General features: G+C 36.6%; 10 protein-coding genes and 1 riboswitch. Of the genes, 8 read left to right on the top strand and 2 right to left on the bottom strand.

Annotated features, from left to right (window positions below):
- Positions 1-610: 610 nt before the first annotated feature.
- Positions 611-694, bottom strand: a riboswitch (cyclic di-GMP riboswitch).
- A 376-nt stretch (positions 695-1070) separates the two neighbouring features.
- Positions 1071-1331: a helix-turn-helix domain-containing protein gene (locus BABA_RS14790; protein WP_007086012.1), complete on the bottom strand. Its 261-nt coding sequence runs from the start codon at positions 1329-1331 to the stop codon at positions 1071-1073.
- Positions 1332-1515: 184 nt separating this feature from the next.
- Positions 1516-2166, bottom strand: a complete 651-nt coding sequence (locus BABA_RS26085) for a competence protein ComK (protein WP_007086011.1) — start codon at positions 2164-2166, stop codon at positions 1516-1518.
- 602 nt (positions 2167-2768) lie between these two features.
- Here BABA_RS26085 and BABA_RS14780 point away from each other — a divergent pair.
- The 8 genes from BABA_RS14780 (at position 2769) to BABA_RS14745 (ending at position 11671) form a co-directional block, all read left to right on the top strand.
- The gene (locus tag BABA_RS14780) at positions 2769-3683 is read left to right on the top strand and encodes a hypothetical protein (RefSeq protein WP_235749701.1); all 915 of its coding nucleotides are present in this window, start codon (positions 2769-2771) and stop codon (positions 3681-3683) included.
- A 771-nt stretch (positions 3684-4454) separates the two neighbouring features.
- Positions 4455-5327, top strand: a complete 873-nt coding sequence (locus BABA_RS14775; RefSeq protein ID WP_007086009.1) for a LysR family transcriptional regulator — start codon at positions 4455-4457, stop codon at positions 5325-5327.
- 753 nt (positions 5328-6080) lie between these two features.
- Positions 6081-7520, top strand: coding sequence for an aspartate ammonia-lyase (locus tag BABA_RS14770; protein ID WP_007086008.1), 1440 nt, complete (start codon positions 6081-6083; stop codon positions 7518-7520).
- A 27-nt stretch (positions 7521-7547) separates the two neighbouring features.
- Positions 7548-8420: a transporter substrate-binding domain-containing protein gene (locus tag BABA_RS14765; protein ID WP_007086007.1), complete on the top strand. Its 873-nt coding sequence runs from the start codon at positions 7548-7550 to the stop codon at positions 8418-8420.
- Between the two features lie 36 nt (positions 8421-8456).
- Entirely contained in the window at positions 8457-9188 is a 732-nt protein-coding gene (locus BABA_RS14760) for an amino acid ABC transporter ATP-binding protein (protein WP_007086006.1), read from the top strand.
- A 29-nt stretch (positions 9189-9217) separates the two neighbouring features.
- Entirely contained in the window at positions 9218-9943 is a 726-nt protein-coding gene (locus BABA_RS14755) for an amino acid ABC transporter permease (protein WP_007086005.1), read from the top strand.
- A gap of 19 nt (positions 9944-9962) precedes the next feature.
- Positions 9963-10619 carry an amino acid ABC transporter permease gene (locus BABA_RS14750; RefSeq protein WP_007086004.1) on the top strand — a complete coding sequence of 219 codons (657 nt, stop codon included), beginning with the start codon at positions 9963-9965 and terminating at the stop codon, positions 10617-10619.
- Between the two features lie 68 nt (positions 10620-10687).
- On the top strand, positions 10688-11671 hold the full coding sequence (locus BABA_RS14745; RefSeq protein ID WP_007086003.1) for an agmatinase: 984 nt from the start codon (positions 10688-10690) through the stop codon (positions 11669-11671).
- Positions 11672-11914 lie beyond the last annotated feature (243 nt).

Here is an 11914-nt window from a genome sequence, read left to right as displayed (position 1 = left end):
ATTCTGGTGCTTGTCACCGCTCGAGATATGTCGATATTTGTAGCATCGGAACATTTAATCTATTTGGTAGGAGTTTGGTTTAGTTAAGAAAGTGGATTTTATGTGAACATCCATACAAGCATCATATTATATTTTCGCCTTTCTAACTCATTTTCTATTCGTCGTTATGAGCAATTCTTAAAAGACTAGGGGATAACTAAAGCTAAAGCGTAAATATTGGTTTTTAACTAGATACGCTTTGTAATAAGAGGAGCTTTTTATTGGTAAAAAGTTGTCGAAGCTTGGTAATTCCCGTGGCCGTAATCACCTTGTACCTGCTGTATGAACAAAAAGAATCAGCTGAATGCCGATTCAAAAATATTATTAATAATTGTGTCCTGCTAGTTTTTTTGTAGTTTAGTCTTTAAAAGAATAGGAAAACGGAACGATTCATATAAGAATAGATTATTCTATATTGAGTTGACGAGTACCGTCACTGCTACACTAAGTATGACTGTGCCTATCATTATTGAAATATAAAGTGGGTTCTTCTTCATTTTCTTCTTTCTCATTACCTCTTCGGGTGTGGTCCAAATACTTTTTGACATCAAAAAATTCCCCTTTTTCATTTGATGGTAGCTGGCTGGCAGGTCTTATGACAGAAGCCCCTATAGCTTTGCGTCGTCACCTTTCAGTGAGTTTGCCCTTAAATAAATATTATATATTATATACGTACATAAAGTTAGTAAAAAGCCACTGTAGTTTCGACAAATTTCGATCTTGGTGCCTGTCACGCCCCGATTATCTTTTTCCTGATTTGCAGGGAAATCCCCTATAGATTAGTACTTACAGCCAATTTAACCAAACGTTTGAATAGTATGAACTATTTAGAAATAAGTCGAAAGGGCTCTCATATTAGAATGTTAAATCATCATTTTGGAAATCCGATATACTGTTGCTCTTGTTTTCATTAATTATCTCAAAGTCCCTTTTGAAAGATTTGGGAAATCTTAAGGATGGATCTCCCTAACAAAAACTGATTTTAAATTATCAGATTTAACCTCCATTTGCTTGTATTTATGATCCCGTTTTTATGGTAGCCTTTTTTCAGGATATTTGTAAATAATCTCATCCTCAATCTGTTTAAGAAACTCCGAAAGCTTCATCTCAAAAGCATTTGCCAGCAAGCCAAGAGTTGTTCCAGACGGTGATTTTTCATTATACTCAAGGTCTTGAATGTAGCGAGTATTTAGTTTACTCTCTTCAGCAAGTTTCTCTTGTGTCCATTTTTTCTCATTTCTCAATCTTCCTAACCCAATTCCTATATACATTTCTTCTTTGGTCTTTTTCAAAGGAATTCTCCTTTTTAAGACCATTACATAATGCCAAGCAATATCACTCCACGCACTGCAGTGCGTAAAATGTCCTTTTCATGAAGTTTTTTTTAGATTAAGCTCAATCTTACACATTTTGGGGAAGCCAAGGGGTCAATGACATTCTCCTTTTGAACAACTGTTATCACACAGCTTGAAGCTTTTATTTTTGCTCATCTTCTAAGGAAGAAAAATTGTACTTGCCTGTTTTCTCCTTGGACAGTTGGTGTCCTTTTTTAGGCTCGAGATAGCAGGTAACTGGACCAGGATGATTGCCTCGATCCATTGATAACCGTATTAACTGATTGGCTGTCTGGATTTTTTCATTAAAGGCAGATAATTTTGAATCGACCCTAATAGAATAACCATTACTTAATTCTACTTTCGTCTCATTGCCCATTGCTGTCGTTGTTATAATATGTTCGGGGTTAAACCAGATACAATCTGCCTTTTGGGGTGATTTGTTCGGAAAAAGGCAAATTCCCAGATAGGGATTCACGATGATCGGACACTTTATTTTCTTGCCGAGGATCGATTTTGCCCCCGTCATTGCCCCTCTTAAATCAAAGCCTATGTAGGTTAATGTATCATTTAATAGATGTAAGGGGGTTCTGTCCACCAGAAAAGACGACTTTCCTGCCATGACCCGTGCACACAGCTTCCCGAATTGGTCATATTCTCCCATCATTAAAATCATTTTCTTTTCGATAAAATAATTTTTTAGAATAATAATAGTCTTCCTCTCCTTTAAATCAATTGATTTGAAAAAAAGTTTGCCTGTTACTATTTCTGATAAGAACTCTCTGATGAACAATAGGATTGCGTTTTTCTATTTCGTGTGAACATCCGCCCCTTTCCTTAGCGGAAATTATATAGGGAAAATGTTAATGATTACCTCCCCTGTTAATTAAATAATAATCAGGACTTTATTACCACGAACTAAAGTACGTGAGAATCCCCATAACTCGAGCTAATTCGTGACAAATACATGACAATTCAGAGGGACGAAACCGGGTGCCACTTTCCGTGAAGCAGGGGACGGTTCTCTTGCTTCGCTTTCCTTTTCAATTGAAAGGTCTTTTGGTAGAAATACACACATTGCCTCAATCTAATACTTCCTTCGGAAGTATTCAGTTTTAAAAGTGAAGGCTACATACCATGGGGGCAGATTCTTTTGGTGAAGGTTTTCAGGGAATGGAAATTTTTATTAATAAAACCTCCTAAAAATCAAAATTGATAGCAAATCAATCCGAATTTGCAAAAATTGGCTCCAAAAATCAAATTTGAACGCAAAAATGAGGGTTTTCGTATAAAAAGTCACGTCAAAATGGAATTTTAGCCGTTCGATTATCTCAGCAAAACCCGATATCGTAGAGGTGCCGGAAACGGAAACTAGCGGTGAAAGGGTGGCGCAAAATGATGAATTTAAAATCAGGCAGCATTGAGGGATTTGAGCAATTTTCGCAATTTGAAAGTTTGATAGAGTTTAACCATCATATGGAAATGTGGTTAGTAGGGCACAAGACTGATTTTTCAAAAGCGGAGCTAGTCGGTTTAAAGCGGCTAGTTCGTTTTGCTGCGAAGATTCCTGGTGTGTGCAATGCTAAGATCGGCACTGTGTTAAAAGCGATTCATAATGAATACCACGATAACGGGATTTCCCGTTCTACGTTTAAGCGGATGATCAGCAAAGCAGTGAAGTTAGGCATTTTCACTGTTTATGAAACAGAACGTAAAAACGGTTCGCAATCGAGTAATCTTTATGTATTTAATCGTTTTGCTGTAAATGAACCACCCAAACAGGAAACAATGAACCCCCTAAAAGAAACTATTAATCTTTTTAAAACTGAAAAAGATCAAAAGATAAAAAAACGTAAAGAAGAACCGTCTGAATTAAATCACACCTTCGTGAGCAACCGTGTGCCCCAGGAATTTGTTCAATTTGTTAAATGTTTCTTCGATGATGCCAAGTTAATCGAAGACTATTGGCATATGGTTCATATCCTAGCTTTTGACTATAGAATGCTTGAAGAAACGGATGTCATTGTGAGAATCGCCATTGATTCCTTTAGACAACTGATTAGAAAATTAAAATTTACAAAGGTTGTCCGGAAGCCGATTGCCTACTATTATGGAATCCTAAAACAGAAGTTTTATAAGTATTACGATGAGCAGTTAGAGGAAATGCGCGAAGAAGGTCTCATTGAGGATGAACCGATTCATTATCATATCGATGGTGAAACTTTTGAGTGGGATTGGCTGCATGGGGGAAGTGTAAGGATGGTTGGTGAAGCAGGGGACGGTTCTCATGTTTCATTGAACTTAGATTGATGGGTCAGAAGAAATGTCATCGTGTATTGGGGGGACATATTTCGACGCAAATTATAATAGAAACTCTCTATTTATCGGTGTTGGGGCTATTTTCAATTAATCGTTTGTTTAAGATCAAAACGTGCCAGTTTTTGTAGGTTAATGTTTTTTATAGGTTCCTAATGAAGATTGTTAGCGAAGATTGAGACCTATCATCGACAGATATTTTACTGACTAACTGGCTTAAGTTCACTTAACATGAGGGTTTGGGTCATATTTAATCAAACGATTAATTGGTAAATTTCTTGTTAATCAAATGATTGATTGGTTTTGCTGTTTTTGTTGTGATAGAAGAGGTTACGTGATTTTTGTGGTGCGAAGTTTGTCGAGGAGCGGTTTGGGAATAACGAGTAAAAAGTGGATTGGTTTCGCCTCTTATTGATGGACCGGGTAGACTTCCGGGCGAAGAACAGGAGATGAAGACAACCATCATTATCTGTCCTACTTATTGTGTCGGTCTCCATTTGTATAATAATCATAAAACAGTTAATAAGCAGTGAATAGAACGAGTATCTCTGTTTACAGTTTTCTTTCTCAATAATAATGATATCGAAGGAGGCTGATTTAGCGTTTACAGGGTTTTTATCACGTCTCAAGAAAACCTATTTAGTTTCATTCCCTATTATCTCTTTATTTGTTGAAATATTTTAATTTTACTGTAATCAGACGCTGAAATAAATACTATTATTCGTGTATAATAATCTTAATAGATATTAATGGAGTGGAAGCGGAATGAACATTCAAAATTTAGAGGCCTTCGTATATGTTGTTCAGTTTGGGAGTTTTAATAAGGCAGCCGAAGCATTATTTCTTTCACAACCATCCATTTCAGCCCGTATTCGCTCGTTAGAAAATGAATTAAATACGGTTCTATTAAATAGGGAAGGACGAAAATCCTTTTTAACAGATGCAGGGAAAAACTTTCTCCCCCATGCAGAAAAAATATTAAATCAATACCAAGAAGCGTTATATAAAATAAATCAGCAGATTTATATACCGGATCAAATTAGAATTGCCTGTGCAAATTCGGTTTCTAGTTATATAATACCTGAAATATTACCTCAATTACTGGAGAGATTTCCTTACTTAAATGTGAAAATAACCTCTTCTCATTCAGAAGAGGTTATTCCAAAGGTGCTTAATAACGAAGTTGATTTTGGGATCATTAGAGAGATCATACATCCAAAAATAAATTCTATTACGATTTTAGATAGTCATGTTGGTCTTTATGCTAGCCCGGATCATACCATTTTTAATGGGAATAATCCTGTTTCAATCGAGGAATTAGCCAACCATAAAATTATTTTTTATGACCATAATTCTCCAGACTGGCTCTTAATAAGCAGATTGCTTGAACCTATTAATTTTCATCAAAAAATGATTGTATTCACTGATAATATGGAAGCAGCTAAAAGGCTTGTAAAGAAAAATTTAGGCATTTGTTTCTTACCCGAGCATGCAGTTCAAGAAGAGTTGGCTAACGGTACATTAGCTCAAGTTCCTTTAAAGATGTTTGCTGAAGTAAGTACAAGAATTACGCTTATTCATTTAATAGAAAAAGAACCATCCCCAATTGTTAACTTCATCCAATCCATATTTATTTAGATCGTGCCAAGCCCAATGATATTTTACATTATCTTAAATCTAACCTGTTTAGTTTATATTTATGAAGCCGTTGAAATGGTCCTATTTAGTAGACCAATCAACGGCTTTCTTAATGAAAGAAAGGTTTCTATATTTCTCCTTGATTAGGATTATTTTGGATTAAAGTAAAGTCAATGAGTGTTAATGGTTTGTTTAATAAAAATTCTTTATTAATCGATAAAAAACTGTGATGATTTTTATCTTAAATCTTATGTTATCATTAAACTAATAATTCTGAATGTTTAGGTAGGCTGGTAACAAACTTGATTAGGTGCCCCTAGCACTTTGGAATTATTTTGTTTCACATTTTAGTTAACAAAAGGTTACCTTAATTAAGTAGACGATAGATGGATCCGACAGTGGATTATCTGATTAACTCATTCTCATGATCTCCTTCTTCAAACCTGCCAAGCTGAAATATACACAAAAGATATTTCAGTAAAGTATTAACCTGCCTTTATAGGTCTAAGATTCATAATTTTTCATTCTATGACAATTCGGAATTGTTTGACATGCATTTTTATTCTCGTTATATTGTGTATATGTTTTTTGGTTTTATATTACGTCGAATATCCAAACCAAATTACAGAACGGGTAGTTGGGTGCGTAAAACACTAGTCTTATTTTATTATTCTTTAAATAATATGAGAGAGGTGGAAATCGGGAGTATGACAAGATGGAAATCTCAATTTCTTCTACGAGGGGGTGCTCAATTTGCGTTGTGAAAAGGATTCAATTGGAGAACTTTATCTACCAATGAATGTCTATTACGGCATTCAAACGGAACGTGCACGCCAAAACTTTCGAATATCAGGAGAAACGATTGAACAGTATCCAGAGCTTATTTGGTGTATTGCCGCAATAAAAAAGTCAGCTGCTTTGAGTAATCAACATATCGGAGTTCTTGCTCCCGATATTGCCGATGCCATTGTCAAATCAGCAGACGAGGTGATGGCTGGAAAAATGAGTGGGCATTTCCCTTTAGATCCCTATCAGGGTGGTGGAGGAACGTCCATAAATATGAATCTTAATGAAGTGATTGCTAATCGAGCCAATGAATTTCTAGGTGGAAGCATCGGGGATGAGCTTGTTCATCCAAATACCGATGTCAATATGGGGCAATCTACTAATGATGTAATCCCAAGTGCAGTTAATATGACATGTTTCCTATATATTCAATTACTACTTAAAAACCTATTAATCATAAAAAAATCAGTAGAAAAAAAGGTACAAGAGTTTTCAGAGGATATTGCTCTTGCTAGAACATGTTTACAAGATGCAATCCCTATTACAAGAGGACAGCAATTTAGTGGGTATCTTTCATTTATCGAACGACAGATTGGTGAATTTGAGAAGTTAAAATCCGTTTGCCTCTCGATTCCATTGGGAGCAACTGCAGTTGGAACAAGTTTAGGAACCTATCCTGGATATATTGAAGCCATTTATCAATTCCTCCCCACTGTATCAGGTATTCCAGTAGAAAAAAAGGATAATTTCTTTGATGGATTACAAAATGCAGATGGGTATCTGAAGATATCCTCTACTTTGAAAGGGCTTGCAACGGGGCTGTCAAAAATGGCAAAGGATTTTCGCCTTTTATCATCTGGACCACGAGCAGGATTTCGCGAAATAGAATTACCTGCAGTTCAAGCTGGTTCATCCATCATGCCCGGAAAGATTAATCCTGTCATACCAGAAATGATGATTCAAGTTTGTTACCAAGTGTATGGGAATGATCAAACTGTAACGATGGCGGTTGATAATGGGGAATTGGACATCAATGTTTGGACACCCATCATAATGAAAAATCTTTTTGGTTCCTTTCAATTACTTACCAATGCCATCCCTATTTTTTCCGAAAAATGTCTCGAAGGGGTCAAATTAATTCGGGAAAACGCCATAGAATATGCTGAATCCTCATTGTCAAATGCTACAATTGTTGCTGCTTTATCTGGGTATAAAAGAGCAACTCAAATTGCCGAGCAAGCCTTTCAGGAAAATGTCACCATTCGTGAAGTTGTAATAAAAAATAAACTAATGCAGGAATCTGATGCAAACCAATTTTTAGATCCCAAGTTATTGACTGATCATAACAAGAGCAGCAGCCTTTTATCTAACTATCTCCACAGAAATCAGAGTATTTCAAATGGTTAAATAATAATATATGAGGGGGTTATTTATATGAAAAAATATTCTTTACTTTTATTTCTTAGCCTAGTTGTCTTTATGTTTGTTACAGCCTGTAGTTCAGAGCCAAAGAAGGCAGAAAAAGCATCTTCCGATAAAGGTTCAGATGTTAGCAATGCTGCTAGTGATCTTCCTAAGTTACCGGACTTCATAAAGGAAAAAGGAAAATTAGTCATTGGAGTAAAAACGGACTTCCCTCCATTTGGATCAATGGATGCAAGTGGAAAAAATGTCGGCTATGATATTGATTTTGCAAAAAAGTTAGCTGAATACGCTTTTGGTGATGAAAATGCAGTGGAATTAGTTGCTGTGACAAGTGCAAACCGAATCCCATTATTAAATTCAAAAAAGGTAGATTTATTGATTGCTTCTTTAGGAGTTACGGAAGAAAGAAAACAAGTCATTGATTATACCGAGCCTTATTTTAGTACATCGCACATGATCATGGTTGATAAAGCGAGCAAGATTGATAGTTTAGAAGATTTAAAAGATAAAAATGTTGTAACACTGAAAGGTACAACAGGAAGTATTGCGCTTGAAAAATTAGTGCCATCAGCAAAACAGTTAAAATTGGAAGCAAATTCTGAAGCGATCAAAGCATTAAAAGATGGTCGAGCTGTTGCGATGGTAAATGATGAAACGGTGTTGTATGAAGTTGTAGCAAAGGACCCTTCACTAAAACTGACTGGTGACCCATTCGAAGCACTTCCAATGGCAGCGGCTGTTCGAAAAGGAGAAGACGAATGGTTGAATTGGTTGAACGCAGCTATTAAAAAGACAGCAAATGACGATCAATTCTACGATTGGTTTAAAACTTGGTTCCCTGAATACAAAAGTACACCAGAACTATTGCCAAGAGCAAAGTAGATGAATGGAGTAAATGTGAATAAGGAGGGTGCATAAATGGCTAAGCCAAAAATTAGGATAGAGAATGTTCACAAAAGCTTTGGCGAGTTATCAATATTGCGTGGCGTTACGACCTCTATATGTGAAAAGGAGGTCACAGTGATTATTGGTCCCAGCGGATCAGGTAAGAGCACATTGCTACGGTGCCTTAATAGGTTGGAATCAATCAATGATGGGGACATTTTTTTGAACGATCAATCCCATTCAGAAATTTCTTTGCAACATTTAAGGCAAAAGGTAGGCATGGTGTTTCAAAGCTTTAATCTCTTCCCTCATCTTACCGTCATGGAAAATTTGTTGCTAACACCACTGAAAGTTCAAAAAACGAGAAAAAAAGATGAACTAATCGATCTAGCCCATTCACTCCTTACGAAAGTTGGCATGAATGATAAGGCAGATAACTATCCACATCAACTATCAGGAGGGCAACAGCAAAGGGTAGCCATTGCAAGGGCATTAATGATGAATCCAGATGTCATCTTGTTTGACGAAGTAACCTCGGCATTGGATCCTGAAAGGGTAAAAGATGTACTTGATACAATGAAGGATTTAGCTAAGAGTGGTATGACCATGGTGGTCGTAACACATGAAATGGGTTTTGCAAAGGAAGTAGGAGATAAAATTATCTTTATGGATGGAGGCGTCGTTGTGGAAGAGGGAACGCCTGAAGAGATTTTTGACCATTGTAAGGTAGATCGAACGAAAAGATTTCTTCAAAAGGTATTGTAACGATGTAGTAAAGGAAGGGGGAATATACCTTGGGATTTGATGTCACCTTTTTAATGAATACCTTGCCATACCTAATGATAGGATTAAAGATGACGTTATTAATAAGTGGTATTAGCTTAGTCTTATCCTTATTAATTGGCATTATCGGGGCACTCATTCGAAATATGAAGGTTCCTATTATTTCTCCGCTTGTAACAGGGTATGTGGAATTTATTCGAAACACACCATTACTTGTTCAAATTTTCTTTATATATTTTGGTCTTCCTTCAATTGGTGTTACCATTTCGGGACCTTTAACGGGAATTATTGCCCTTAGTTTATGGGGAGGAGCATATGCAATTGAAAACTTCCGCGGCGGATTTAGTTCCGTTTCGAAACAATTAGAAGAGGCTGGGTACTCACTTGGTATGAATACCTTTCATGTTTATCGGTATATCATTATTCCAATTGGATTTCGGGTGAGTTTTCCTTCCTTTAGCAATACAGCCTTGTCTGTCGCCAAGAACTCTAGCTATCTAGCGGGTATCGGGGTAGTCGAACTAACTTTCGCCGCTCTTGATACCGTAGCAGTTACGTTTAAAACATTAGAAATGTTTCTATCAATTGGTGCCATCTATCTATTGTTAGTCTGGTTTCTCTCCTTTGTCTTTAGTTTAATTGAAAAAAAATTAGATGTAACACGACGACCTGCTAAAAAGACTCTTAAGAGTAAATCTGAACGACTAGAAACAAGTATGGTAAAGGTAAACAAGTAGAGATACGAGGAGGGGGAATATGAGTGCAATTATTGAAAGCTTTCCATTTTTAATGAAGGGGCTTTTAAATACAATTTGGTTAAGTATTTGTTGTGTACTCGCATCCATTATTTTTGGGGTCCTAATAGGAATCATACGGACGATTGAAAACCGAATAACCAGTATCATAACAAAAATATTTATTACGATATTTCGGGGCATTCCGTCATTAGTTGTTTTGTTTTTAGTCTTTTTCTTATTACCTACTTTAGGAATTCATATTTCTAGTTTTTTATCCGCAGTAATCGGATTAAGTCTTTGGGGAAGTGCGAATGTTGCGGAAGCTGTTCGGGGATCCATTCAATCGATCCATAAAGGGCAAACGGAAGCGAGTTATGCGCTTGGACTGAATTACCCGCTAACGATGAGGTATGTAATCCTTCCACAGGCAACAAAAAGAGTCCTTCCTTCCATTATTGGAATTTTAACTAATGTCATTCAATCAACTGCTTTAACTGTTCTTATTGGTAATGTAGAGTTTTTAAAATCTGCCCAAATTCAGATAGAACGAATTGAAATGTCGGGCCAAAGTTCAGTTGTGTTTATTTTATATGCAGTGGTCTTAATTGGATATTTCCTAATTTGCTATCCACTTTCCTTGTGGTCAAGAAATTTAGAAAAACAATTAAAAGTATAATCATATTTTCCTAGTACATTTGTTGATTTTCACCTTTTTTATAAATAAAAATATCGGAGGGAACTATCATGAAAAAAGTAAATATGCCAATAACAGGAATTGCCTCATTTGCAAAATATCCAATTTGTGATGATTTAGAAAAACTAAAGGCCGACATAGCTGTTCTAGGTGTACCATATGACACAGGTGTAGGATTTTTATCAGGCTGCCGTTTTGGTCCTCGACGAATTCGGGAAGTATCGACACATTATAGTCGTGGTGATGCTGGGTTCTATGATCCAGAGCGTGATGAAGTATTTCTTGCAGCACCGAATGTAATTGTAGATTGTGGAGATGCAGATGTTGTTCACGGTGATATTCAAGGCTCGTTCAACGCCATAGAATGGGCTGTACGAAAGATCCGTGAAAAAGGAGCAATCCCAGCTATTATGGGCGGTGATCACTCCATCTCTATTCCAATTGCCCGCGGTCTTGAGCCAGAAGGTTCCGTAACGGTTGTCCAGTTAGACGCTCATCTTGACTGGTCAGATTCTCCAGGTGGACAAAGTTGGGGAAATGGAAGCCCGATGCGCCGTATGTCCGAAATGGATCATATTAAAGATATGGTTCAAATTGGTTTACGTGGATTAGGCAGTAGTAGAAAAGAGGATTTTGAAGCTGCAAAGGCTTATAACAGTACCTTAATTTCAGCTAAGGAATCGGAAGCACTTGGTGTAGAAGGAATTTTGGCAAAGATTCCAAAGGCAGATAAATATTATGTAACTATTGATATTGACTGCTTTGATATTTCACTTGCCACAGGAACGGGCTCTCCGTCACCTGGTGGTTTCTCCTATGATTTCTTAAATTCAATCCTTGAGGGAATGGCTAAAAAAGGGGATATTATCTGCTTTGACTTGGTAGAAGTTGCTCCACAATATGACCCAACCGGAGCTACAACACGAGTGGCAGCTATGACAATGTTAAACTTCATGGGACATATTTTAAAAGAAAAAGAGAAAAGACAAAAACAGCAGGATGATAAAGTTTTACACGGTGAAATATCTAGTTAATTGAAAAAATGGGTACTTTACCGGATTGTTGCACGAAGGATAAGGGAGCTGCCTTTTAAAGAGACAGCTCTCTTTTTTATGAAACAGTTAAGAAGGGAACGGACGGTTCTCATGCTTCATCAACTTAGGTTTGTGAGTTAGAAGGAATGTCATCATGTTTAGGGGTGACATATTTCGACGCATATTATAATAGAAACTCTTTATTTACCTGTGGTGAGGGGAGTTTCAATTAATCGTTTGTTT

This window comes from Neobacillus bataviensis LMG 21833, from assembly GCF_000307875.1.
In the GTDB taxonomy this organism is placed as follows: domain Bacteria; phylum Bacillota; class Bacilli; order Bacillales; family Cytobacillaceae; genus Neobacillus; species Neobacillus bataviensis.
This window is presented reverse-complemented; position numbering and strand designations above follow the sequence as displayed.